This is a genomic window from Neptuniibacter sp. QD57_21 (assembly GCF_047778075.1).
Lineage (GTDB): Bacteria > Pseudomonadota > Gammaproteobacteria > Pseudomonadales > Balneatricaceae > Neptuniibacter.
The window spans coordinates 3,471,097-3,496,453 of the sequence record NZ_CP180549.1 but is presented as its reverse complement, the minus strand read 5'-3'; the positions used below and the strand labels follow the sequence as shown (position 1 = coordinate 3,496,453).

The 25,357-nt window shown below is 45.1% G+C and carries 26 protein-coding genes; 21 read left to right on the top strand and 5 right to left on the bottom strand.

Annotated elements, in window-relative coordinates; translation table 11 throughout:
* Positions 1-65: 65 nt before the first annotated feature.
* Positions 66-581, bottom strand: coding sequence for a 3-hydroxyacyl-[acyl-carrier-protein] dehydratase FabA (gene fabA / locus ACMXYS_RS15970; RefSeq protein ID WP_415882704.1), 516 nt, complete (start codon positions 579-581; stop codon positions 66-68).
* A gap of 129 nt (positions 582-710) precedes the next feature.
* Between fabA and ACMXYS_RS15965 the strand changes: the two genes are divergently transcribed.
* On the top strand, positions 711-1,322 hold the full coding sequence (locus ACMXYS_RS15965; RefSeq protein ID WP_415897106.1) for a thiopurine S-methyltransferase: 612 nt from the start codon (positions 711-713) through the stop codon (positions 1,320-1,322).
* A 54-nt stretch (positions 1,323-1,376) separates the two neighbouring features.
* Here the strand turns inward: ACMXYS_RS15965 and ispB are convergent, their stop codons facing one another.
* A complete protein-coding gene (gene ispB, locus ACMXYS_RS15960; RefSeq protein ID WP_415897105.1) occupies positions 1,377-2,345 on the bottom strand; it encodes an octaprenyl diphosphate synthase in 969 nt (322 codons plus the stop codon).
* Between the two features lie 244 nt (positions 2,346-2,589).
* On the opposite strand from ispB, the gene rplU reads away from it, so the two are divergent.
* From rplU to proB, 4 genes are all read left to right on the top strand, one after another.
* Positions 2,590-2,901: a 50S ribosomal protein L21 gene (gene rplU, locus ACMXYS_RS15955; protein ID WP_286240327.1), complete on the top strand. Its 312-nt coding sequence runs from the start codon at positions 2,590-2,592 to the stop codon at positions 2,899-2,901.
* A 27-nt stretch (positions 2,902-2,928) separates the two neighbouring features.
* Complete coding sequence (gene rpmA, locus ACMXYS_RS15950; protein ID WP_415882701.1) at positions 2,929-3,186, top strand: 50S ribosomal protein L27; 258 nt, start codon at positions 2,929-2,931, stop codon at positions 3,184-3,186.
* A gap of 151 nt (positions 3,187-3,337) precedes the next feature.
* Positions 3,338-4,537: an Obg family GTPase CgtA gene (cgtA, locus tag ACMXYS_RS15945; protein WP_415882700.1), complete on the top strand. Its 1,200-nt coding sequence runs from the start codon at positions 3,338-3,340 to the stop codon at positions 4,535-4,537.
* A 47-nt stretch (positions 4,538-4,584) separates the two neighbouring features.
* A complete protein-coding gene (gene proB / locus ACMXYS_RS15940; RefSeq protein WP_415897104.1) occupies positions 4,585-5,709 on the top strand; it encodes a glutamate 5-kinase in 1,125 nt (374 codons plus the stop codon).
* Between the two features lie 63 nt (positions 5,710-5,772).
* Here proB and rpsT read toward each other — a convergent pair whose 3' ends face one another.
* Positions 5,773-6,033, bottom strand: coding sequence for a 30S ribosomal protein S20 (gene rpsT, locus ACMXYS_RS15935; protein ID WP_415882698.1), 261 nt, complete (start codon positions 6,031-6,033; stop codon positions 5,773-5,775).
* A gap of 247 nt (positions 6,034-6,280) precedes the next feature.
* Between rpsT and murJ the strand changes: the two genes are divergently transcribed.
* From murJ to thiO, 13 genes are all read left to right on the top strand, one after another.
* Positions 6,281-7,777, top strand: coding sequence for a murein biosynthesis integral membrane protein MurJ (gene murJ / locus ACMXYS_RS15930; protein ID WP_415898267.1), 1,497 nt, complete (start codon positions 6,281-6,283; stop codon positions 7,775-7,777).
* Positions 7,778-7,881: 104 nt separating this feature from the next.
* Positions 7,882-8,814 (top strand): bifunctional riboflavin kinase/FAD synthetase, encoded by a 933-nt coding sequence (ribF, locus tag ACMXYS_RS15925; protein ID WP_415897103.1) that lies wholly within the window; start codon positions 7,882-7,884, stop codon positions 8,812-8,814.
* 16 nt (positions 8,815-8,830) lie between these two features.
* On the top strand, positions 8,831-11,647 hold the full coding sequence (ileS, locus tag ACMXYS_RS15920; RefSeq protein WP_415897102.1) for an isoleucine--tRNA ligase: 2,817 nt from the start codon (positions 8,831-8,833) through the stop codon (positions 11,645-11,647).
* A complete protein-coding gene (gene lspA, locus ACMXYS_RS15915; protein ID WP_415897101.1) occupies positions 11,647-12,177 on the top strand; it encodes a signal peptidase II in 531 nt (176 codons plus the stop codon). The genes ileS and lspA overlap by 1 nt, the downstream gene beginning before the upstream one ends.
* Positions 12,174-12,602: an FKBP-type peptidyl-prolyl cis-trans isomerase gene (locus ACMXYS_RS15910; RefSeq protein ID WP_415882694.1), complete on the top strand. Its 429-nt coding sequence runs from the start codon at positions 12,174-12,176 to the stop codon at positions 12,600-12,602. Before lspA ends, ACMXYS_RS15910 begins: the two co-directional genes overlap by 4 nt.
* A gap of 160 nt (positions 12,603-12,762) precedes the next feature.
* Complete coding sequence (locus ACMXYS_RS15905; protein ID WP_415897100.1) at positions 12,763-13,326, top strand: GspH/FimT family pseudopilin; 564 nt, start codon at positions 12,763-12,765, stop codon at positions 13,324-13,326.
* On the top strand, positions 13,311-13,814 hold the full coding sequence (pilV, locus tag ACMXYS_RS15900; RefSeq protein WP_415897099.1) for a type IV pilus modification protein PilV: 504 nt from the start codon (positions 13,311-13,313) through the stop codon (positions 13,812-13,814). The genes ACMXYS_RS15905 and pilV overlap by 16 nt, the downstream gene beginning before the upstream one ends.
* Positions 13,811-14,866, top strand: coding sequence for a PilW family protein (locus ACMXYS_RS15895; protein WP_415897098.1), 1,056 nt, complete (start codon positions 13,811-13,813; stop codon positions 14,864-14,866). Before pilV ends, ACMXYS_RS15895 begins: the two co-directional genes overlap by 4 nt.
* Positions 14,863-15,372, top strand: a complete 510-nt coding sequence (locus ACMXYS_RS15890; protein WP_415897097.1) for a PilX N-terminal domain-containing pilus assembly protein — start codon at positions 14,863-14,865, stop codon at positions 15,370-15,372. Before ACMXYS_RS15895 ends, ACMXYS_RS15890 begins: the two co-directional genes overlap by 4 nt.
* Before the next feature lie 10 nt (positions 15,373-15,382).
* The gene (locus tag ACMXYS_RS15885) at positions 15,383-18,814 is read left to right on the top strand and encodes a pilus assembly protein (RefSeq protein WP_415897096.1); all 3,432 of its coding nucleotides are present in this window, start codon (positions 15,383-15,385) and stop codon (positions 18,812-18,814) included.
* An 11-nt stretch (positions 18,815-18,825) separates the two neighbouring features.
* A complete protein-coding gene (locus ACMXYS_RS15880; RefSeq protein WP_415897095.1) occupies positions 18,826-19,239 on the top strand; it encodes a type IV pilin protein in 414 nt (137 codons plus the stop codon).
* Between the two features lie 51 nt (positions 19,240-19,290).
* Positions 19,291-19,842 carry a GspH/FimT family protein gene (locus tag ACMXYS_RS15875; RefSeq protein ID WP_415897094.1) on the top strand — a complete coding sequence of 184 codons (552 nt, stop codon included), beginning with the start codon at positions 19,291-19,293 and terminating at the stop codon, positions 19,840-19,842.
* Positions 19,843-19,871: 29 nt separating this feature from the next.
* Positions 19,872-20,957: a glycine oxidase ThiO gene (gene thiO / locus ACMXYS_RS15870; RefSeq protein ID WP_415897093.1), complete on the top strand. Its 1,086-nt coding sequence runs from the start codon at positions 19,872-19,874 to the stop codon at positions 20,955-20,957.
* Between the two features lie 56 nt (positions 20,958-21,013).
* Here thiO and nadE read toward each other — a convergent pair whose 3' ends face one another.
* Together nadE and ACMXYS_RS15860 are read right to left on the bottom strand one after the other, a co-directional pair.
* Positions 21,014-21,847: an ammonia-dependent NAD(+) synthetase gene (nadE, locus tag ACMXYS_RS15865; protein WP_415897092.1), complete on the bottom strand. Its 834-nt coding sequence runs from the start codon at positions 21,845-21,847 to the stop codon at positions 21,014-21,016.
* A 77-nt stretch (positions 21,848-21,924) separates the two neighbouring features.
* Entirely contained in the window at positions 21,925-22,863 is a 939-nt protein-coding gene (locus ACMXYS_RS15860; RefSeq protein ID WP_415897091.1) for an outer membrane protein assembly factor BamD, read from the bottom strand.
* A 150-nt stretch (positions 22,864-23,013) separates the two neighbouring features.
* Between ACMXYS_RS15860 and rluD the strand changes: the two genes are divergently transcribed.
* Genes rluD through ACMXYS_RS15845 form a run of 3 tightly spaced genes read left to right on the top strand, consistent with a single transcriptional unit; the run spans position 23,014 to position 25,349 of the window.
* Positions 23,014-23,985, top strand: coding sequence for a 23S rRNA pseudouridine(1911/1915/1917) synthase RluD (gene rluD, locus ACMXYS_RS15855; RefSeq protein ID WP_415882675.1), 972 nt, complete (start codon positions 23,014-23,016; stop codon positions 23,983-23,985).
* Between the two features lie 4 nt (positions 23,986-23,989).
* Entirely contained in the window at positions 23,990-24,721 is a 732-nt protein-coding gene (gene pgeF, locus ACMXYS_RS15850; protein ID WP_415882674.1) for a peptidoglycan editing factor PgeF, read from the top strand.
* Position 24,722: 1 nt separating this feature from the next.
* Positions 24,723-25,349, top strand: coding sequence for a M15 family metallopeptidase (locus ACMXYS_RS15845; RefSeq protein ID WP_415897090.1), 627 nt, complete (start codon positions 24,723-24,725; stop codon positions 25,347-25,349).
* The last annotated feature ends 8 nt before the right edge of the window (positions 25,350-25,357 follow it).

Here is a 25,357-nt window from a genome sequence, read left to right as displayed (position 1 = left end):
CACTAAATTCGTAAAAAAGTAGGCGGAAAATAGAAGAAAGGCCCTGAATTCAGGGCCTTAATAGATCAGAAATCTTCTGTAGATGTGAATAGGCCTACACGAAGATCTTTCGCGGTGTAGATTTCACGACCATCAACGGACATGCTGCCGTCCGCGATGCCCATAACCAGCTTACGCTCGATAACGCGCTTAAGTTGGATACGGTAAGTAACTTTCTTCGCAGTAGGTAGTACCTGTCCGAAGAATTTAACTTCGCCAGATCCTAATGCGCGACCGCGGCCTGGGTTGCCTTTCCAGCCAAGGAAAAAGCCAACAATCTGCCACATAGCGTCTAGACCTAGACAGCCTGGCATTACTGGGTCTTCCTCAAAATGGCAGCCGAAGAACCAAAGATCTGGGTTGATATCCAACTCAGCGATAATCTCGCCTTTGCCGAATTCGCCACCGTCTTCGGTGATTTCCAGGATGCGATCCATCATTAGCATGTTGCCAATTGGTAGGCGCGCATTGCCTGGTCCAAACATTTCGCCGTGGCCGCAAGACAGCAGCTCATCGCGATTAAAAGAGGAAGGTCTTGTCATTAGCTTCTGTTTATCCAGGTTTTTATAAGTCAAAATATCTCGCAATTATACAGATTTGAATGCAACTAGGCACGATCTGTGTCAGGTTTATTGAATAAAAAGTTTACGACTTAGGGTGTAAAAGGCGAAATGGAACATGATTTTTGGCATCAAAAGTGGTCCGAAGGGCGAATAGGTTTCCATCAAATGGAGATTAACGCTTACTTGGTCTCTTATTGGGAAAAGATGGATTTGACCGCTGGTGACAAGGTTTTTGTCCCTTTGTGCGGTAAAAGCAAGGATATGCTCTGGCTTCGAGATCGTGGTCATGATGTATTGGGTGTAGAGCTCAACCCAAATGCTTGCTTAGACTTTTTTGCTGAGAATGGTTTGGTTGCGGAGACGAGTGAGGCTGCAAAATTTATCTCACATAGATGCGAAAATCTAAATCTTCTTTGTGGTGATTTTTTTGCGCTGACCAAAGAAACCTTAGCGGATGTAAAAGGCGTATATGATCGTGCGGCTTTGGTGGCTTTGCCCAAGGATATGCGGGCTGATTACGCAAATAAGCTCATTGAGCTGTTACCAAAGGGTGTAAAAGTTTTGCTGGTGACCTTGGAGTTTGATAGTCCGCAAGGACCGCCGTTCAATGTGTCTGGCGAAGAGGTAAATGGCTTGTTTGGTCAGCGTTTCAAAGTGGAGCGGTTAGGTGAGGCTGTAGACGGTGACCGGAAGGAAGTGATCTGGTTGTTGAGTGACTGAGGGGCGTTAACTGTGCACTTAATTGATGGTAATTAAGTGCACAGATATGGATGCTTAGCTTTTGCGTTTCACTGCCAAGTTGGCAATTTTAATTAACGTTTCTTTGAATGATGTGTCTTGTAGCGCATCAAGTGCTGCAATCGCTTTATTGGCTTCCCCTTGAGCTTTCTCTTGGGTGTATTCGATAGCGCCAGTCTCTTTTACGATATCCATAATTGGTTGAAGATCGTCTAAACCGCCTTTGCGAATTGCTTGTCGAACCAGTTTGCGTTGCTCTTCGTTACCTGCACGCATTGCATGAATAAGTGGCAGGGTTGCTTTACCTTCAGCTAGATCGTCGCCTACGTTCTTGCCCATCTCTTCTGCTGTGGATAAGTAATCCATAACATCGTCGATAAGTTGGAAGGCAGTGCCTAAATGTAAGCCATACAAGCGTAAGCCTTCTTGCTCTTCTTTGCTGGCTTCGGCAAGGATCGCGCCTGCTTCAGTAGCGGCTTCAAACAGCATGGCTGTTTTACCAAGGATAACCTGCATGTAAGCTTCCTCGGTGGTATCTGGATTTTTTGTGTTTAGTAGCTGCAGAACTTCGCCTTCAGCGATAACGTTCGTAGCATTGGAAATCACTTCCATAATCGGCATTGAGCCAATTTCTACTAATACCTGAAATGCACGGGAGTAAAGGAAATCGCCTACTAGTACACTTGGTGCATTACCCCATTTTGCATTAGCGGTATCTTTGCCGCGGCGTAGATCAGAATTATCAACTACATCATCGTGCAGCAGCGTGGCTGTATGGATAAATTCGATAATCGCCGCTAGCGGGATGTGCTTATCGCCTTGATAATTTGCAGCATTAGCAGCAAGCAATACGAGTAACGGACGAAGACGTTTACCACCGCTTTCAACGATGTAATGACCAATTTTTTCTACCAGCGGTACGTTAGAGCCAAGGTGATTAATGATGTAATCGTTTACGGCTTCAAATTGGGGTTCTATTACAGGGTTGAACTGGTGAGGCTGCATAATAAGTAATGGCTGCTACTAACTTAAAGGAATCAAGAATAGCGCATGCTAGGTGTATGCATAGTTTCTGTCAAGAAATGCTGGTTTTACGCTATGTAAATAAAGAAGCTTAGTTGTGTATAAAGGCGGTTTGCTATATAATCGCGCGCCCTGACCCATCCAATAATGGCTCCCTACCATATGGTGTAACCATTAGAAGTAGGCCTTTTTCTAGTAGCTGGGTGGGCAAATAACGGAGATTAAAATGTACGCAGTAATCGTAAGCGGTGGTAAACAGTACCGTGTCCAGGAAGGTGAAACCCTTAAACTGGAAAAACTGCAGGCGGAAGCGGGCGCAAACGTTGAGTTTGACCGTGTTCTGCTAGTTGGCAACGGCGACGACATCAAAATCGGCGCTCCAGTTGTTGACGGTGCTAAAGTGACTGCTGAAGTTGTTCAGCACGGCCGCGCTAAGAAAGTTGAGATCATCAAGTTCAAGCGTCGTAAGCACCACATGAAGCGTCAGGGCCACCGTCAGTGGTTTACTGAAGTTAAAATTACTGGCATTTCTGCCTAATATTAACCTAGTTTAGGAGTTAGATAGATGGCTCATAAGAAGGCTGGTGGTTCTACTAAGAACGGTCGCGACTCGGAGTCGAAACGACTTGGTGTCAAGCGTTACGGTGGTCAAGTAGTTGCTGCAGGTAACATCCTAGTTCGTCAACGTGGTACTAAATTCCACGCTGGTACAAACGTAGGCTGTGGTAAAGACCATACTCTATTTGCGAAAGCAGATGGCGTTGTTAAATTCGAAGTTAAAGGCCCGCAGAAGCGTCAATACATCTCTGTAGTTGATGCGTAAGCAACGGTTTTAAGCTTCTAAAAAGCTCCGCCAAGGCGGAGCTTTTTTGTTTATAGTTATTTAAAATATTTTTCAGGGGATCTACCGCTGAGTCTTGTGGTTTTTCAGGGCTTAATTGTAGGTTTCCTACGTTTAACTTTTGGGGGATAACATGAAGTTTGTCGATGAAGCAGTCATCACGGTTGAGGCCGGTAAGGGTGGCAATGGGTGTATGAGCTTTCGGCGTGAAAAGTATATCCCCAAAGGTGGTCCTGATGGTGGCGACGGCGGTGATGGTGGTTCGGTGTTTTTTGAAGCGGATGAAAACCTGAATACGTTAATTGATTACCGTTTTACACGTCACTATAAGTCTGAAAATGGCAAGGGTGGTACGAGCCGAAATTGTACAGGGCCTAAGGGTGAAGATCTGGTGCTTAAAGTACCAGTCGGCACCACTATTATCGATACGGATACTGATGAAATCCTTGCTGATATGACCGAAATAGGTCAGGTCGAGAAAATTGCTCAAGGTGGTTTTCATGGTTTGGGTAACACGCGTTTCAAGAGTAGTGTTAACCGTGCGCCGCGTCAGACAACCAAGGGTTCAATAGGTGAGACTCGAAACCTTAAGTTGGAGCTTAAGGTTCTGGCGGACGTTGGTTTGTTAGGTTTGCCTAATGCGGGTAAATCAACTTTGATCCGTGCTGTATCTGCGGCCAAGCCTAAAGTGGCTAATTATCCGTTTACCACTTTGGTACCTAATTTAGGTGTGGTTCGAATTGAGCAGAATCGTAGCTTTGTGATTGCTGATATTCCGGGGATTATCGAAGGTGCTGCTGAGGGGGCAGGTTTAGGTATTCGTTTCCTTAAGCACTTGGCGCGTAACCGTATCTTGTTACATCTAGTTGATATGGCGCCTTGGGATGATGTTACGCCTGAGCAGGCAGCTGCGGTAGCGGTGGGTGAACTGAAGAAGTTTAGTCCTACTTTGGCGGATCAGCCGCGTTGGTTGGTGTTGAATAAGCTTGATATGGTGCCTGAGGAAGAGCGTGAGGCGCGTTGTCAGGCGGTTATTGATGAGCTGCAATGGGAAGGTCCGGTTTATCGTATCTCTGCGCTTAGTCAGCAGGGCACGGATGATATGATGCGCGATATTCAGGCGTTTTTGGATCATCGTCTAGAAGCGATAGAAGAAGATCCTTCTATCCTTGAGCAAGAGCAGCAGATTCGTGAGCAGGTTGATGCGGAGGCGCGTGAGCGTGTTGAGCAGATGCGTGCGGATATGCGAGCGCGTCGTGAGGGCGAAGATCTGGATGATGACGACTTTGACGATGATGATTATGACGTTGAAGTTGAATATGTTCGTGAATAGCAATTGAAGTGATTGTTGCTACTGCAGACGGTGTTAGGAGTTTTTAAGTGGCTGTAGGTAGGGAAAAACTCAAGCGCGCAAAGCGTTGGGTGGTAAAGATTGGTAGTGCGCTCCTCACCAATGATGGTCAGGGGTTGGATCTTGAAGCAATCAGTCGCTGGGTGGATCAAATAGCTGCTCTGAAGGCGTCTGGTCTTGAGGTTGTGTTGGTTTCCTCGGGTTCGGTTGCTGAAGGTATGACTCGCCTAGGTTGGGATTCGCGACCGCATGAGGTCTCTAAGCTTCAGGCGGCTGCGGCTGTTGGGCAGATGGGCCTTGTGCAGGCTTATGAAACAAACTTTCAGCGCCATAATACCCATACAGCGCAGATCCTTCTGACACATGAAGATCACTCCAATCGTAAGCGTTATCTCAATGCTCAGGCGACTTTAAAAGAGTTGCTTGAGTTAGGCGTTGTCCCAGTTGTTAACGAGAACGATACGGTTGTCACTAAAGAAATTCGTTTTGGCGATAACGACACGCTTGGAGCGCTGGTGGCTAACTTGGTTCAAGCTGATGCTTTAATCTTGCTAACTGACCAAAAAGGCCTGTTCACGGCGGATCCGCGTCATGATCCAGAAGCAACTTTGATTTCCGAAGCGAGAGCGGGTGATGAAGCGCTCGAGGCGATGGCGGGTGATGGTGGCAAGCTGGGTCGTGGTGGTATGGCGACCAAAGTGCGTGCAGCTAAATTGGCGGCGCGTTCTGGGGCTGTGACCATGATTGCGAGTGGTCGTGAAGATAATGTCCTTCTGCGTTTAAGAGAGGCGGAAGATATAGGTACATTGTTGGTACCTGAGAAGGGGCCTATGGTGGCGCGCAAACAGTGGATTGCAGGTCATTTGCAGGCGCGTGGAAATCTTATGCTTGATGCGGGTGCGGTTAAGGCGCTGCGTGAGCGTGGTAAGAGTTTATTGCCAGCGGGTGTTCGTAGTGTGAGTGGTGACTTTTCTCGAGGTGAGATGGTGATCATTAGCGATGAATTTGGTCGTATCGTTGCGCGTGGTTTGGTGAACTACGGTATTGGAGATGCGCAAAAAATCATCGGTAAGCCGAGTGGTGAAATTGAATCCATTCTTGGTTTTATGGGGGAAGAAGAGTTAGTGCATAGGGATAATTTGGTCCTCTCTTAATTGAGGGGCTAAATTTAGACACAAAAAAACCGGCATAAGCCGGTTTTTTACGCTTAGCTCTAATTAAAGAGCAGCAATCTGTTTGTTCAGACGGCTCTTAGTGCGTGCGATTTTGTTCTTGTGGAAGATGCCTTTAGACACTGAACCATCTAGAACTGGCTGTGCAGCTTGGAATGCTTCCTGTGCAGCAGCTTTTTCGCCTGCTTCTACAGCAGCAACAACTTTCTTGATGTAGGTACGTACCATGGAACGCAGGCTAGCGTTATGCTGGCGACGCTTCTCTGCCTGGCGAGCACGTTTACGAGATCCTGCGGAATTTGCCACAGTCCGGCTCCTTAAAATTAGTTAGTAAGATATCGGCTTATTGGTATACGCCGAAAATTAGAGGCGAGATTATTCATATTTGAGAGCTGTCTGTCAATAAAACTGCAGAAATTTTCTTGTTGAAGCAGTAATATTCCCATTCTCTTGAGTGTCATTCATGAAATTATAGGCGGAAGCGGTGTCGAAGCAGGAAACGGAAGTAAAAAAATCAGCGGGATTACTGCGATCAAGTGCCGTGGTTGGTGTGATGACCATGCTTTCTCGTGTGCTCGGTTTGGCGCGAGACGTTGTGGTTGCCAATTATTTTGGTGCTAGTGGTAGTGCTGATGCTTTCTTCGTCGCGTTTAAAATACCTAACTTTCTTCGTCGGCTATTTGCTGAAGGGGCGTTTGCTCAAGCTTTTGTGCCGGTGTTATCAGAATATCGTACGCAAAGGGATCTAAAAGCCGTTCAGCAGCTAGTGAATTATGTTGCGGGCACGTTGGGAAGTATTTTAATCGCAATTACTGTATTGGCTGTGGTAGCGGCGCCCATGTTAACCGCTATGTTTGCTCCAGGTTTTTATATGGGGGATGAGGGTAAATTTGAACTCGCAGCCGAGATGCTGAGGATTACATTTCCTTATCTGCTGTTGATATCGTTGACTGCGTTTGCCGGTTCTATTCTGAATAGTTATGAGCGTTTTGCTGTGCCTGCGTTCACGCCTGTACTGCTTAATATCAGTTTGATCTGTTCTGCGATCTTCCTGAGTCCGCTGTTCGATCCACCTATCTTAGCTTTGGCTTGGGGTGTCATGATTGCTGGCGTGGTGCAGTTGGTTTTCCAATTGCCGTTTTTAGCGCGTATTCATCTTTTACCTAAACCCGTCTGGGGATGGAATGATCCAGGTGTTCGCCGCATCATGACGCTGATGGTTCCGGCATTGTTTGGGGTGTCTGTTACTCAAATCAACCTGCTTTTGGATACGGTGTTGGCATCGTTTCTACAAACCGGCAGTGTCTCTTGGTTGTATTACTCAGATCGCCTGGCAGAGCTGCCTTTGGGTGTGTTTGGAATCGCCATTGCGACGGTCATTCTACCTAGCTTGTCGCGTAAGCATACAACTCAATCTGGAGAGGCGTTTTCGTCTACTTTGAATTGGGCCATGCAGATGGTGATGTTTATCGGCATTCCAGCTGCGGTTGCGTTATTTGTGTTGGCAGAACCGTTGTTGATCACCTTGTTCCATTATGGCGCTTTAACCGATCGTGATGTCTTTATGGCTGCGGCTAGTTTGCGTGCTTATGCCTGTGGCTTGCTTGCCTTTATGTTGATTAAGGTTTTAGCTACGGGGTATTTCTCTCGTCAAGACACCAAGACACCCGTGAAAATTGGTATTCAAGCTGCCGTAGCGAATATGGTATTTAACTTGATCCTTATTGGCCCATTTGCGCATGTTGGTTTGGCAGCTGCGACAGCTATGTCGGCGTTTATGAATGCTGGGTTGTTGTTGTATGGGCTGATTAAATCTGGCGTATTTAGCTGGTCTTCGGGTTGGGCTGTGCAATTGCTGCGTATGTTGGTGGCGAATGTGGCGATGGCTATTGTCATCATTCAGTTGATGGGTTCAGTTGAAGAATGGCTGCAGATGGATCTGTGGGCACGAATCTCTCAAATGGCGACTTTGGTGGTTGCTGGCGGCGCTGTTTATGCTGTTGTGTTGGCTTTTGCGGGCTTGAGAGTGCGTCATTTGAAGCATAATTAAGTTTATTTTGCATTCTGTTGCTTACAGTGGGTCTCAGTAGTACAGGTTGGATATTATCTGAGCTATAATGCCGCGTTTATTTTTGGCAGTAGCAAGAGTACCTGATGGAACTAATTCGCGGATTACATAACCTGCGCGAAAAACACCGAGGTTGTGTCGCAACTATCGGCAATTTTGATGGCGTGCATCTAGGTCATCGACAGGTGCTTGCTCAGGTAAAGGCAAAAGCGAAGGAACTAAACCTGCCTTCAGTTGTTATTACCTTTGAACCTCAGCCTCAAGAGTTTTTTGCAGGCGATAAAGCACCGCCGCGCTTAACCCGTTTTGGTGAAAAGTACAGATTGTTGCAGGCAGAAGGCATTGATCGCCATCTTTGCTTGAATTTTAACGACCGTTTGCGTGCGATGACGGCGGAGCAGTTTGTACAAGAGCTGTTACTGCACGGTTTAGCAGTGAAGTACTTTGTCGTTGGCGATGATTTTCGTTTTGGTTGTGATCGCTCAGGTGATTACAACATGTTGTGTGATGCAGGCGAACGTCACGATTTTACTGTGGTAAATACACAAACGTTTTTGAATGCTGATGAGCGCGTCAGCAGTACGCGTATTCGTAGTGTATTACAGCAGAACGATCTAGAAACAGCAGCTGCTTTGCTAGGGCGTCCTTATGCCGTTTCAGGGCGTGTGATGCACGGCCAAAAACTAGGTCGTCAGCTTGGGGTGCCAACGGCAAATGTACGTATGCACCGTTATGCTTGTCCTTTACGTGGGGTCTATGCCGTAGAAGTTAAAGGCCCAGAGTTTAGCGCTCAGGGTGTGTGTAATGTAGGTATACGCCCAACCGTTTGTGGTCAACAGCCTGTGCTTGAAGCGCACCTGTTTGATTTTGATAAAGATATTTATGGGCAGTTGCTAACTGTCGAGTTTAAGCGGTTTATTCGTGACGAGCGTAAATTCTCAGGAATCGACGCGCTTAAACAACAAATTTTTGCAGATATTGAAGATGTGCGGACTTACTTTAACCGCACCCGTAGTTAATTCGGAACTTATAACCATGACCGATTACAAAGCAACATTGAACCTTCCGGAAACAGCCTTCCCAATGCGTGGCAATTTGGCTCAGCGCGAGCCGAAAATGCTACAGGGTTGGCAGAAGATGGATCTGTACCAGAAAATTCGTGAAGTCAGTGCTGGCCGCGATAAGTTCACTTTGCACGATGGCCCTCCATACGCAAACGGTGATATTCACATTGGTCACTCGGTTAATAAGATTCTGAAAGACATTATTATCAAATCCAAAACAATGAGCGGATTTGACGCACCTTATGTGCCGGGTTGGGACTGTCATGGTCTACCAATCGAACATAAGGTTGAGACTAAGCACGGCAAAGCGGGTGTAAAACTGTCTCACAAAGACTTCCGTAAGAAGTGCCGTGATTACGCAGCACGACAGGTTGAAGGTCAGAAGAAAGACTTTATCCGCTTAGGTGTTCTGGGTGATTGGGATAATCCATACCTAACAATGAATTTTGATACTGAAGCCAACATCATTCGTGCTTTAGGCAAAATTGTTGAAAATGGCCACCTAGTAAAAGGCTTCAAGCCAGTTTATTGGAGTGTTGTGGGTGGTTCTGCCCTAGCGGAAGCTGAAGTGGAATATCAGGATAAGACCTCTACAGCGATCGATGTACGTTTCACTCCGGTTGATCAGGACGGTTTCCTTGCGAAATTTGAGGGTCTTGAAGGTGAAGGTGAAGCGTCAGTTGTTATCTGGACAACCACGCCTTGGACACTGCCATCTAACCAAGCAGTCTCTCTAGGTAGTAAACTAGACTATGTTCTTGTTCAACTAGATCTAGGTTTAGGAGCGGAGCGTATTCTTCTAGCGGAAGGCCTAGTTGAAGATGCTATGAAGCGTTACGGTGTTGAAGAGTACAGCATCGTTGGGCGTTGTCAGGGCCAAGCACTAGAGAAATTTGAACTACAGCACCCATTCTATGAGCGTACAGTTCCCGTAATTTTAGGCGATCACGTAACCCTTGATGCGGGTACAGGTGCCGTACACACAGCACCAGACCATGGTGTGGAAGACTTTGAAGTTGGTCGTAAATACGGTATTGGCACAATGAATCTAGTAAATGCTTCGGGTGTTCTAGGTGACGGTGCGGGCGTATTTGCTGGCGAACACGTTTATAAAGTTGACGATAAAGTTGTTGCTCTATTAACCGAGAACAACAAACTTGTCTTGGAACACAAGTTCCAGCACAGCTACCCTCACTGCTGGCGCACTAAAACGCCATTGATCTACCGTGCAACACCTCAGTGGTTCGTAAGCATGGAAGAGAAGGGCCTGAAGAAAGATGCCCTAGAAGCGATCAAAGGTGTTGAGTGGTTCCCTGGTTGGGGGCAAAACCGAATCGAAGCGATGGTTGAGCAGAGTCCTGATTGGTGTGTATCCCGTCAACGTACTTGGGGTGTGCCAATTGCACTGTTTATCCACAAAGAAACTCAGCAGCTACACCCGAATACGCCAGAGCTAATCGAACAGGTTGCTGAGCGTGTTGAAAAAGTGGGTATGGATGCATGGTTCGATCTGGATGCTGCAGAAGTATTGGGCGACCAAGCTGATCAGTACGAAAAAGTAACTGATACGTTGGATGTTTGGTTTGATTCGGGTGTGACGCATTATTCTGTCGTTGATCAGCGTGACAACTTGGAATACCCAGCTGATATGTATCTTGAAGGTTCGGATCAGCACCGTGGTTGGTTCCAGTCTTCTTTGAAAACTGCGATAGCTATCAAAGGCAAAGCGCCATACAAGCAGGTGCTAACGCACGGCTTTACCGTTGATGGTCAAGGCCGCAAGATGTCTAAGTCGGTTGGTAATGTTGTATCGCCACAGGAAGTAATGAACAAGTACGGCGCGGATATCTTGCGCCTATGGGTTGCTTCAACGGATTACAGCGGTGAGATGACCTGTTCTGACGATATCTTGAAGCGCGCCGCGGATGCTTACCGTCGTATTCGAAACACGGCCCGTTTCTTCTTGGCTAACCTAAGCGGCTTCGATCCTGCTCAGCACATGGTTAAACCAGAAGAGATGGTAGCGCTGGATGCTTGGGCAGTAGATCGTGCAGCTCGTTTGCAAGAAGAGCTAATCGAGCACTTCAACCAATATGAATTCCTGCAGGTATTTCAGAAAGTATCTCACTTCTGTTCACAGGATATGGGTGGCTTCTACCTAGATATCATTAAAGACCGTCAATACACTGCAGCGACTGATTCACATGCGCGTCGTTCTGCTCAGACTGCGCTTTATCATATTGTTGAAGCGTTGGTTCGTTGGATTGCGCCAATCTGTAGCTTCACTGCAGATGAGATCTGGGCAACTCTAGCGGGTGAGCGTACTGAGTCTGTGCATTTGGATACTTGGTATCAGGGCCTAACTAAACTACCTGCTGATAGCGCATTTGATTCTGCCTACTGGGAACAGGTAATGGCAGTGAAAACTGCGGTTAATAAACAGTTAGAAACTGAACGTAGCGATGGCAACATCGGCGGTAGCTTAGAAGCAGAAGTGACTTTGTACTGCGATGACGCTTTACAGGCTTTACTTGGCAAGTTAGAAGACGAGCTGCGTTTTGTTTTGATTACATCAAAAGCGGCGGTAGCGCCATTAGCTGATGCACAAGGTGCTGCTGATACCGAGCTTGAAGGGCTTAAAGTTAGCGTGGCTAAAAGCGCTGCTGAGAAGTGTCCACGTTGCTGGCATTTCCGTGAAGATGTAGGTCATGATTCTGATGATCCTGAGCTATGTGGTCGTTGTGTTGATAACGTTAAAGGTGCCGGTGAAAGCCGTAGCTTTGCTTAATGACACAGAACATTGAACAACAAACTCAACCAGTGCGAAGCTGCCTTATATGGGGCTTGCTCTCGCTGCTGGTGGTTGTGCTGGATTTAGGTAGTAAATACTTAGCGGTAACTAATTTAAAGTATGCCGACCCTAATCCTGTACTGCCAATGTTCGATCTAACGCTGTTGTTTAATACAGGCGCTGCGTTTAGTTTCCTGTCAGAAGCAGGTGGCTGGCAGCGTTGGTTCTTTGTAGCAATCGCTGTGGTCGTGAGTGTTGTGCTGGTGATCTGGCTAAAGCGTACTCCTCGTATCTATTGGTGGTTAGGCTTAGCGCTATCTCTTGTATTAGGTGGTGCTTTAGGCAATCTCTATGATCGGGCAGTACAAGGGTATGTGATTGATTTCATCTCCCTGCATTATCAGAATTATTACTTCCCCGCTTTTAATATTGCGGATGCCGCTATCACGATTGGAGCGATTATTCTGATTCTGGATATGTTATTTCTGGAAGGGAAGCGCAAATCATCTGAAGAGAGTTCACAATGAGTAAATTGATCGGTCCGGGTAAAACCGTTACGCTGCACTTCGCAATCAAACTGGAAGACGGTCAAATAATTGATTCTAATTTTGAAGCCGAACCCGCGACATTTACTGTGGGTGATGGTAATTTGTTGGAAGGTTTTGAAAAAGCACTGTTCGGCTTGGAAGAAGGGACAAAACAAACCCTAAAAATCCTACCAGAAAATGGCTTTGGAATGAGTAATCCAAGTAATGTGCAAAATATCCCTCGCAGTCAGTTTGAGGGCATGGAATTAGAACAAGGTTTGGTTATCTCATTCGCGGATGCTGGTAATGGTGAGCTTCCAGGTGTAATAGCCGAATTTGATGATAAGATGGTTTCGGTTGATTTTAATCATCCGCTGGCAGGGAAGAAGCTAGATTTTCAGGTAGAAATTCTTCAAGTTAGCTAAGATGATATTAAGAGCCCGAATTTTTTAATTCGGGTTTTTTGTATTTGCCCTATCTTAGGCTATTCTTACTTGAGACCCCTCGTAAAAATCTACCTATGGCGTATGTTCCCTTAAACGACTAATCTTAAATTATAAGAACTTTATTTATTGGATGTCGTACATGTTGTTTAGGGAAAAAGGTTTCACTCTTATAGAGCTGATGATCACAATCGCGCTCCTCGCTATTCTTTTGTTTATAGCGGTGCCTAATTTTTCTGGCTTTGTTGCTTCTAGTCGCTTGGTTGCAGCTAAGGAAATGCTTATTTCTACAATATCCTTTGCGCGTTCTGAGGCAATTAAACGAGGGGGGGCTATTACCGTCTGTCGTCGGAGCGCAAATGCCGATACTTGTGTTGGTAATGGTGTGGGAGCTGTTGATGAAGATTGGTCCGATGGTTGGCTCGTTTTTCAAGACGAAAATGATAATGATCAAGTTGATGCTAATGAACTGATTAAGGTTTATACGGATATAGCGGATTCAACAACAATTATTTTCTCTCGAGATGATCAATTTGAGTATTCTGGATTAGGTCTACTTAATACGGCATCAGCAGATGATGAATCATTTACTATTACTGATAGTGGTGATGCCGATGACGGTTCAGTGATTTTCTTAAGGCCGACGGGCAGGGTAAGAATGTGTCAAGAATGGCAAGCGAGTACGGCAGCATGCGCAGACAATTAGGCTTTAATTTGATTGAGGTGATGATTGCTTTAGTGATCATCTCTGTGGGTTTGCTTGGGTTGGCGGGCCTCCAAGTGTCATCTTTGAAACAGAATCAGAGTGCTTACTATCGTAGTCAAGCAACGCTGTTTGCTTATGACATAGCGGATCGTATGCGAGCAAATATGGATGAAGTTAATGCAGGTAGTTATTTTGTTGCCAGTGGGGCAGAAGATACCAGCTGTATTAACTACACCGGTTCAGCATCGGGGTGTGATTCAGGTGACATGGCTTCACATGATATTTGGGAGTGGCAAGGTGCGCTAGCTGCAGAGCTTCCTTCTGGAGAAGGTTTGGTTTGTCGCAGTGATTTGGCGGATGACGATATAGGTGATCCCGACTGCGAAGCTCCAAATTCGGATAATCCCGTTGTTGTTTATGTTTGGTGGAACGATGATAAAAGTGCATCGGGTGCCACAGCTCAATTTAGTGTGAGTGTAGAGTTATGATGGATACCTTCAATAATCGGCCTCAACAAGGTTTTTCTTTGGTTGAACTTCTTGTTTCTATCGTTATTGGGTTATTACTTGTTGTTGGTGTTTTACAAGCTTTTGTCAGTAGTAAAGAAACCTACACAATGCAATCAGGTTTAGCAAAGCTTCAAGAGAATGGTCGTTTTGCTATGTCCTTTTTGACGCGAGACTTGAGACAAGCCGGATACTCTGGATGTTCAAGGAATACCGATATTGTTAATACCTTAAGGGATGCCAGTGGAGCTTTGCCAAGCTATTTAGACTTTAGCTCCTCCATCGGGGGGCAAGATAATACATCAGGGCTTGTATTGGACGGTAGAACTGCTTTAACGGGTACAGATGTAGTGGAGGTCCGGTTTGCCGATACTGGAGGAGGGTGTGACCTTGAAATTGGCAAGCACAACGTTAACTCGGCTACCTTAAAGTGCCAAGTTAATCATAACTTTCAACAGGGAGATATTTTAGCTGTTACTGATTGCCAAACCACAGCTATTTTCCAACAGTCCAACGTCAATAATAACGGTACCATATCTACAATTGTTCATAATACAGGCAATGGTACTGATATTGGCAATTGCACCAATTTTTTAGGTTCTCCGGTTAGTTGTCCCTCAGGAACTAAATATGCCTTTAACACTGGCTCTGTTTTGCGAATGAATTTTTATCGGTACTTTGTTGCAAATAATGATTTTGGGGAGCCAGCTCTTTACCGTCAAAGAATCGAAAATAATGCAGGGGTTACTGAGACAACGGTCAGAGAGCTTGTTGAGGGTGTCGAAAATATGCAGGTTTTATATGGTGAAGACACTGATGGAGATGGAGCCGTTGACTACTATGTCCCTTTTGATGAGGTGGCTGATGATGACGATGTTATTGGTATTCGTGTCAGTCTATTAATTCGTTCAAGTGAGAATTCTATCGTCAGGGATGGACAGACAGTAGCCTATAACGATAGCAATACCCCCTTCGATGATGGCCGTTTACGTAAAGTCTTTACTACAACCATCGCTTTGAGGAATCGGTTATGACTAAAGGTTTAATATTAAGGCAAAGAGGTACGACCTTAATTATCACGATGGTTTTCCTGCTAGTTATTAGCATCATTGGTTTGGCAGGAATGGATGTGACAGGTTTAGAAGAACGCATGGCGGGGAATATGCGTGATCGGAATATGGCGTTTCAATCTGCGGAAGCGGCCCTTCTAGAAGGTGAAAATTACTTAGAATCCTTAGTTATCTTACCTGCCTTCGATGATTCTGATGGGCATTATGCCTTGCGAACAGATGGAGAAAAGAACTGGGATTTTATTGATTGGTCGTCCTCTAGTGCTGTAAGAAGCTATACAGGCAATGGTTTTTCCGAACTGGCCGCGCCTTCTGCATATATTCTTGAGGATTTAGCTGCAGCGTCGTCCAGTGATAGTCTTGAAGTGGGTGTGCCGGTTGATAAAAAGCGGTTTTATAGAGTGACATCACGTGCTGTAGGCCTGACAGGATCGTCAGAAGTAATGTTACAGACAGTATACAAACGCTAGGAGGCAAATAATGAAACTTTTTAAATCAAAACACCTTTTTCATCTGTTGCTTCCTTCAGCGCTCATTTTTCCTGCGGTCGGTAATGCTGATATTGCCCAAAGCCCCTTATTTGTAAACACGGCAATCCAGCCTAATATATTCTTTTTGGTGGATGATTCAGGCAGCATGAACTGGGAGGTTCTGAAATCAGAAGGTGCTGTGGTTGCTTATCCAGGTGCTCCTAATAGTGGATACATCGACATTAATCCAGATCCTGATGAGCAGCTGCAGATATTGGCAGCATGTGCAGGAACAAATGTACTGTACTACGATCCAAATGAAACTTATGTGCCTTGGGTCGGAAAGGATAAAGATGGCAATGATTATGCAGATCAGAGTATCGCGGCGGCTAGAGATGATCCCTATGAGCCAGCTATTATAACTGACTTAACGAACGCTGATGGTGATGGGCATTTAGCTGGATATGCCATATGGAATGATGCCAATAACGATGGTGTATTTGACTTTGGTGAATGTCCAGATCCGAGCGAGCCGGGTTTTGACTACGATACCCAGTTTGTAACGGTAGCAGAAATGACGGCTACCGAGCAGACCAATTTTGCCAATTGGTACAGTTATTATCGTAAGCGCGAATATGTAATGAAGGCTGCCATGCTTGGGGTTGTAGATGGCTCTACTGCAAGGTTGGGTGTTGGAGCATTACATAATAATGGCACATTTAGTGGTTTTCCTATAGTTGATGTAACCACGGGAACAAATCGGGAAGATTTGGCAGATGAAATATCACAGATTGCTTCATCATCGGTCACGCCGTTAAGGATAAGGTTAGAAGATGTAGGAAAATACTATGAAGGGGTCTCTGATACTTCTTTGTTTGGCTCTTTTGAGCCTAGCCCAATCTTAAGTGCGGCATTGGGTGGTTCCTGTCAACAAAATTTTGCGGTTGTATTGTCTGATGGGTATTGGAATGAAGATGACCCAAGTGTTGGTAATGCTGATAGCGGTGATACCGATGATGGCGATTTGAATGATACAGACTTTGATGGCGGTAGTTATGCCGACCAGAACGATGGTCAATCGAATACACTTGCTGATGTTGCTATGCATTATTATGAGCGAGATCTTAATACAACTCTAGATAATGAAGTGCCAACGTCGCCTTTAGATGGCAATAATCAACAGCATATGGTGACCTATACAGTGGCGTTTGGTGTAAACGGCACTTTAACGGATAACCCTAATGCATCGGATACCTCATTTAATTGGCCTAATGTTACCTCAAATACAATCACGACCGTAGATGATATGAGGCATGCAGCTTGGAACGGGCGAGGTGACTTCTTGTCTGCGGGTTCTCCAGCAGCTTTAATTCAGGCTTTTTCTAATGCAGCTGCGACCATTGCGAGTCGAACTTCTTCAGCTTCTTCTGTCGCTACCAATTCCACTCGGTTGGAATCTAATTCTAAAATTTATCAAGCACGATTTACGAGTGGTACGTGGAGCGGTGATCTGCTTGCTTATAGTTTAGATGGTGTGACTGGTGCTGTTGATAGCTTGGTTTGGCAAGCGGCCGAAAAAATTCCCGCCGAAGATAGCCGAACTATTTACACCTATAACGAAGATAATGCTGTTGGTTCACGCGGTGTGGCTTTTGAACATGTTAATTTAAGTGCAGATCATCAAGCGTTACTTACTTCTTCACAGGTAAACTATTTACGTGGAGACCAGTCGAATGAAGGGGCGCTATACCGATCTAGAACAGCTGTGCTGGGGGATATAGTTAATTCTGATCCTTTGTTTTCAGGGCAAGATGATTTTAATTACTATTTACTTGAAACGGTTTCAGGGTTTGCCACTTACGATGATTACTTAGTTGGAACGTCGGAAAATTGGCTAAAAGGTAACCGAGCGGACATGATTTATGTAGGTGCTAATGACGGTATGCTGCATGGATTATTAGGTAGTGGTAATACTGCTGATAGTTGCTCACTAGGGTCGAAAGCCTGTGAAGGAGAAGAGGTTTTCGCCTATGTACCGAAAGCTGTTTACAATAATTTGTCTGATTTAACTTCTACCAGTTATAGCCATAAATACTATGTTGATAATTCTCCTGTACATGGTGATGCCTATATTGATTGGGGTGGAGCGCAGGGTGAAGATTGGGGGACAGCCTTAGTAGGTACGCTAGGTGCAGGCGGTAAAGGTGTTTTTGCATTAAATATTTCTGATCCACTTAATTTTAGTGGAACGCATGTGCTTTGGGATTTTGATGATGGGGACCTGAGTGATTTAGGTTATACATTTGCAAAACCGACGATAGCTAAGCTGGAAAATGGAGAATGGGCTGTTATTTTTGGTAATGGCTATCATAGCGTTAACCATGAGCCTGTTCTTTATATCCGAAGTCTTGAAGATGGTAGTGAAATAGCAACATTCAATACGGGTATTGACCACCGAGGTACAGCAAGTAGTACAAACGGTTTGTCCACCCCGATTGTTGTAGATACGGATGGTGATCGTTTAGGCGACACGATTTATGCTGGTGATTTACAGGGGAATATGTGGAAATTTGATGTTTCCGCTTCTAATGACGGTTCATGGGATTTTGCATACAAAGACGGTAATGGAAATAATGCGAATCCTTTACCATTATTTACTGCTTGTACAGCGGACCCTTGTACTACTACCAATCGGCAGCCTATTAGCTCTAAACCTCAAGTTGTTAGTGCTGAAAGTGGCGGACTTATAGTGTTGTTTGGTACTGGAAAGTATTTTGAGACAGGGGACAATATAGATACATCTCAAATTCAGACCTTTTATGGCATCAATGATGCTGGAGCAGTAGTTCCGGGTAGGGATGAACTGCAAGTGCAAACAATTACTCATGAGTTCGATGCAGAGGACCTTGGATTCATCAATGACGTACGTGTGACGACGAATACTGATACTGATTATACTGTTAAAGAAGGGTGGTATTTAGATCTATATTTCGACGGTAATCCTGGTACAACGCTCGACAATACTCACAACCACCCCGGTGAGAGGGTGGTTGCTGACCCTCTTGTAAGGAACGGGCGAGTTATTTTCCCAACTCTTATTCCTGAAACTGATCCTTGCTCTTTTGGTGGTTCAGGTTTTTTGATGGAGATAGATGCACAGACTGGATCGCGTTTGGAAATATCACCGTTTGATAATAACGCTGATGGCTTAATTAATGATGCTGACTGGGTTGATATTGATATTGATGGTGACGGAAACGTAGATGCAAGAGTTCCTACATCGGGTTATAAATCCAATGTGGGTATAATTAAAACTCCAGGCGTTATCTCTACCGGTCCTAATGAATTGAAATATACTTCAGGTTCTTCTGGGGATATTGAAGTTAAATTAGAGTCCTCGGATGGTAAAGGTGGGCGTCAGTCATGGATTCAGCTTAAGTAAGGTAAGATAGAATGAAGAAGAACGAAGGCTTTTCACTTATAGAGCTTATGATTGCGGTAGCAATTTTAGGGATTATTGTTTCTATAGCTTACCCCTCGTATCTATCTTACTTACGTGATTCTCGCCGTGCTGATGCTGAAGGTGTTTTAATTGAGATGTCACAATGGATGGAGCGACAGTATACGGTGAATGGTCGATATGATGATGGTGCGGGAAATGCACCTAATTTGCCTATAGATAAATCACCTAGGGATGGGGATGCAACATTCTATGAGATTGATGTTACAGCTATTGATGATGATTCCTTTACCCTGACTGCGACTGCTATCGGAAGTCAAACAGAAGAAGAGTGTGGGAATTTAACGTTAACGCAAACAGGTGCTAGAGGTTCATCTGGACCAGGAACTAGATGTTGGGATGATTAGACTTCTAAGTTAATTAGATAGCACCACCTACAAAGGACTGTGGGGGTAAAAATGAACAAGGATTGTTCTCGTAAATTTCGAGGGCACGCATCTTTGCGTGCCTTTTCTTTTGGCTTTTCATTGATTGAGTTGCTTTTGGCGCTCGGGTTACTAATCATTTTAACTACGGTAGCTATTCCTGGGCTAAGTTCCTTTTTACATAAGAGTGAACTCATAGCAGAGCAACAGAAGATTCAAAGTTTACTTGCATATACGCGTATGGCCGCGGTGACTCAGGGTGAGCATGTTGTTATCTGTAGGTGGGATGGTCAAGGAGGTTGTACAGGTAAAGCAAAGCGTTCAACTCAAATATGGAGCATGGGAGCTTTGGTTTTTGTGGACCTTGACCAAGATACAGAACTGGACTTACCTGAAGAGAAAGTGCTTAAAATTTTCAACTTTTCGGACACTAATCAAGTATCTTGGAATCAAGGAGAAACGTTGGTTTATGAAGGTGATGGCTCAGTGTATGGTTTGTCTAATGGAACATTTACGATAAGTAATAGCTCTGATGTTTACACATTGGTTATTTCTAGAACGGGTAGAGTTCGTAGAACATTATAAGTTTTAAGGGTAGTTAAAAAGGCGGAGAAATGTCTGATTTCTTAATTATTGGCGGAGGTGTTATCGGTATGATGTTGGCGAGAGAGCTTGCTCAAGCCAATGCCGATGTCACGTTGTTAGATCGCCAAATGTGTGCACAAGAATCTTCTTGGGCGGGTGGTGGAATTGTATCGCCCCTATATCCTTGGCGTTACCCTGATGCAGTAACTGAGCTTGCGACATGGTCACAAAGTAGTTATGTCCATCTGGCGCAAGATCTTTTGGATGAAACCAGCTTTGATCCTGAGCTACGCCAAAAGGGGATGTTGATGGTGTCTGTGGAAGATCAGCAGGATGCTTTAGATTGGGCGCAGAAATATCATCGTCCTCTCCGTAAAGTGGATGCCGACTTTCTTTATCAGAAGGAGCCTAATCTTTGTTCTGGTTTGGAGGAGGGCTTATGGATGCCAGAGGTGTGCAGTATCCGTAACCCACGTTTAGGCCGTTCCCTACGTGAAAGCTTAGTGCTAAATCCACGAGTGAGGCTGTTAGAAAACCAAGAAGTAAAAGATTTTGAGCTTGATGGTAGCCAAGTTGTTGGCGTTGAAACGGCAGAGCATAAGCTTCGTGCGAATAAGGTAATTATTGCTGCAGGTGCATGGAGTGCAGAGTTGTTATCTATGTTAGATAGAAAACTACCTGTAGAGCCAGTACACGGACAAATGATGTTGTTTAAAGCTAAACCGGGTTTGGTAAATCGTGTCATTTTAAAGGGCGGACGTTATGTGATACCGCGTAATGATGGTCGAGTGCTGGTGGGCAGTACAATGGAACGTATAGGTTTTACTAAACGCACGACCGAGGATGCTGCAAAATCATTACATGCAACTGCGTTAGATATTATTCCTGCGTTGGCTGACTATGAGGTCGAACATCATTGGTCTGGCTTACGTCCTGGCTCGCCAGAAGGTATCCCTTTTATCGGAGAAGTTACTGGCTTGGACAATGTGTTTATCAACGCTGGCCAGTTTAGAAATGGTTTAGTACTTGCGCCAGCATCTACTCGACTACTTGCCGATATGTTGCTGGGTCGAGATACAATCATCTCTGCTGATCCATACAGAATGGATCGATAAAGAAAATAATAAAGCCTGCAAAACCGTAACATTGTTTGCAGGCTTTATAGCGATGCTTAGTCGTATATGGTTGGAATAGGCTGACGTTTATGTTGTGTGCGATTGTAGATCTCGATAATGCGTTGCTCTACTTCCACTTCAACGCTCTTGCCTTCTAAGAAATCATCAATTTGATCATAGCTCAGGCCAAGCGCTTGCTCATCAGCCTTTTGAGGCGCTAAACACTCAAGGTCAGCCGTAGGTGTTTTATCCACAAGAAGTGCCGGGGCACCTAAGGCTTGAGCTAGCTGACGAACTTGGCGTTTGCTAAGACCAAATAACGGAGCAAGGTCACAAGCTCCATCACCCCATTTGGTATAAAAACCTGTGATATTTTCCGCTGAGTGGTCGGTGCCAATAACTAACCCGCCGACAATGCCAGCGACTTCGTACTGAGCGATCATGCGCTCTCGTGCTTTTACGTTACCTTTTGCGAAATCAACAGCACTGTCTGAAGCTTGATTAAGTTGAGCTTCGGCTAGAGACGCTGTGACTTCCGAGTGGATGCCTTCGACGCCCGGCTTTACATCGACAGCGATAGATTGCGATGGCTGGATAAATTGAAGCGCTAGTTGTGCATCTTCTTCATCTTTTTGTACACCGTAGGGTAAGCGCATGGCGATAAACTGATAGCTATTATCAGCACTTTCATCGTTCAGTTCATTGATTGCTAATTGCGCGAGTCGGCCACAGGTTGAGGAGTCCACACCGCCGCTGATGCCGAGTACAAGGTTCTTAAGGCCAGAAGCTTTCAGAGTGTTTTTAATAAAGCTTACTCGACGTGAAATTTCCTGAGCAGGGTCGATTTCAGGTAGTACCTGCATCTCTTTGATAATCGCTGCTGCCTGCATATTTGTCTCTCTTATTTCTCTTTAAGGTTCCCTAAGAAGCAAAAAGGCACCTTTAGGTGCCTTTAAGTTTTTCTTAGTTATTTCTTCTGTTCTTCGTCTTCATCATCAAATACACCGAAAGTAATGGTGCTGAAGAGGGAGCGATCAGGTTTTGGCGCGTCAGTGCTCTCATTCATGCGAACTGGAGTAGCAACTGGCACCTCCTTAGTATCGCTAAACAGGTCAAACGTCGCGGCATCAAATAGAGTCTTCTCACCTTTATAAACTGGTGTGTATTGGTAATTTGGGAAGTTTTTTGCCAATACTGCTTGTGTGTCTGCCGCTAGATCTTGCTGACCTAAGTGAGTGTAAGCTTCAATCATGACTGCTAGTGCGTCAGGCACAGCAGGTGTTTCTTGCATATTTTCAATTACGTAACGACCACGGTTAGCCGCCGCAACAAAAGCTTCGCGCTGGATATAGTAACGGCCTACATGTACTTCATAAGCAGCAAGGCGGTTTTTTAGATAAACCATACGCTTTTGCGCATCAGGCGCGTATTGGCTATCAGGATAGCGACTTACTAAAGTAGAGAAGCTTTCAAAAGATTCTAAGGCGGCACCTGGATCACGCTTAGTCTCATCGATTGGTAGGTATTGGGTAATCCAAGAGATATCCTGCTCAAACGCGGTCAAACCTTTTAGGTAATAAGCGTAATCAATGTTGTCGTGATTCGGGTGTAAGCGGATGAAGCGATCGGCTGCAGCGCGCGCTGCTTCTGGCTCATAGTTTTTAAAGTAAGCGTATATAAGTTCTAATTGTGCTTGCTCAGAGAATCGTCCAAATGGGTAACGGGCTTCCAAAAGCTGAAATTTCTCAATAGCTACATCATAGCTTTCGTCATCCAATGCAGTGATTGCTTCCTGATACAACTGCTGTTCAGGAACGTCTGGATATTCTTGAATATCTTCAAACCATGAACAGGCAGCTGTCATTAGACAGAATAAAGCAACAATAAGACTCTTGGTAATACGCATCTTTATATTAATCCCGGTGTAGTCTCTTGCCCGAAGGGTTATACTGGGCAGAAAGAGGCTATATGCAATTCAACGGCCTATTTAACCATAACTGATAGGGCCTGTTAACAGACCCAGACATATCAATTTAGAAAGTTCTAACAGGTTCGAATGTCTGATCAAATACATTTAGAAGCACGCATCGAAGATGATCTTGTTGGTAAGCGCTTGGATCAAGCGGTAGCACAGCTGTTTCCCGATTATTCCCGCTCACGTTTACAGGGTTGGATTAAAGATGGTTCAGTTAAAGTTGATGGTGAGGTAAAACGTCCCAGAGATAAATTATTTGGGGGGGAAACCATTGTTATCGATACTCAGCTGGAGATGATCGAAGATCATCAGCCACAGGATATACCGCTGGATATTGTTTACGAAGATGATCATATCTTGGTAATTAATAAACCGGCGGGGTTAGTTGTGCATCCTGCTGTAGGCCATCGTGATGGTACCTTGCTAAACGCACTGCTGTTCCACTGCCCTGATATAGCACAAGTGCCACGCGCAGGTATTGTTCATCGTCTTGATATGGATACTACTGGCTTGATGGTTGTGGCAAAGACCATTGCGGCTCAAACAGAACTGGTTGATCAGTTGCAAGAGCGTTCGATGGGGCGCGAGTATGAAGCTGTAGTTCACGGTGTAATGACCGGTGGTGGTACAGTTGATGAGCCGATGGGGCGTCATGCTAAAAACCGTCAAAAGATGGCCGTTGTTGGTGTAGGCAAAGAAGCGACTACGCACTATCGTGTATTAAAGAAAATGCGTGCCCATACCCATATCCGATTGAAGCTTGAAACGGGCCGTACCCATCAAATTCGTGTGCACATGTCGCATATTAACTATCCTCTCGTAGGTGATCAGCTTTATGGTGGCCGTTTCCGTCTACCTAAAGGTTGTAGCGATGAGATGATTGAAGGCCTTCGCGACTTTAAACGCCAGGCTCTTCATGCCAAAAAGCTGGAGCTCTGGCATCCAGAGACGGGCGAATTAGTTTCTTGGGAAGTTGATCTGCCTGACGACTTTGAACATCTTTTATCGTTGCTTCAAGCCGACTTAGATGCTCATGCAGATGAGATGGTGTAATTAAATGCAATTTATTCTCCCAGATTGGAATGCGCCTCAAGGGGTTAAGGCGTGTACCACTACACGTATCGATGGTGTGAGCCATGGTGTTTATCAAGGCTTAAATCTGGGGGATCACGTTAAAGATGATCCTGAACACGTCAAACAAAATCGGCAAGCTGTGATTGATGAACTGAGCTTATCGCGTAACCCTCAATGGCTATCGCAAGTTCACGGAATTGATCTGATCGAAGCTAAAGATGATGGTGTTTGTTGTGAAGCAGACGGTTGCTGGAGCCAAGAAACGGGCCAGGCATGCGTTGTGATGACGGCTGATTGTCTTCCAGTATTGTTTGCTGATGGTAATGGTAAACGTGTTGCTGCAGTTCATGCAGGCTGGCGAGGGCTGCTTGATGGTATTTTGGAGCAAGCTGTCGTGGGCTTTGATGAGCCAGAAAATCTACATGTTTGGCTAGGACCGGCTATAGGCCCAGAGGCATTCGAAGTAGGGGAAGAGGTGCGAGATCAATTTGTCGCGGTTCGGGCGCAGGCTGGTCAAGCTTTTACCCCTGTTGTTGGTTCACCAGACAAGTATCTAGCAGACATCTATCAGTTAGCTCGCCAAAGGCTAAATGCGGTAGGTGTAAGTTTTGTCTCTGGCGGCGAGTATTGCACCTATACTGATGCAGAGCGGTTTTATTCCTATCGTCGAGATGGTGTAACAGGCCGAATGGCAAGTCTGATCTGGATTGAATAACGTGGATTTAATTACTACCAAGCCCGAACTCTTTGTTGATCTTCTAGAGATCGACTCCAGCATCGTTATCGATCTTAAATATTTTACCGGCGATAACTTTGTTGGTAAGTCAATTTGCGGTTATCTGAGCGAGACTTGCCTGTTAACAAAACCTGCAGCAATGGCATTGCAAAGGGTTCAGCATTCATTGGCTGAATTTGGTCTGGGGTTAAAAGTATTTGATGCCTACCGACCTCAGCGTTCGGTTGATCAGTTTATTGCTTGGTGTGACCAAGATGGTGCTAACCATACACAGAAACGATTCTTCCCTACATTGCAGCGCCCGGAACTGTTTAGCAAAGGATATCTTATTCGGCATTCCAGCCACACTCGGGGAAGTACGGTTGATCTGACATTGATCGATTTAGATTCCAGGGTAGAACTGGATATGGGGACAGAATTTGATTTCTTTGGTCCTGAATCTTGGTTTGATTCAAACGCGGTATCTGCGCAGGCGCGTGCGAATCGAATGTTACTGCAGCGCGTAATGGTTCAGCATGGCTTTGTGCCTTTCCATCAGGAGTGGTGGCACTTTACCTTGCAGGATGAGCCATATCCGAATCAGTATTTTGATTTCGAAATAAGCTGATTCGACTT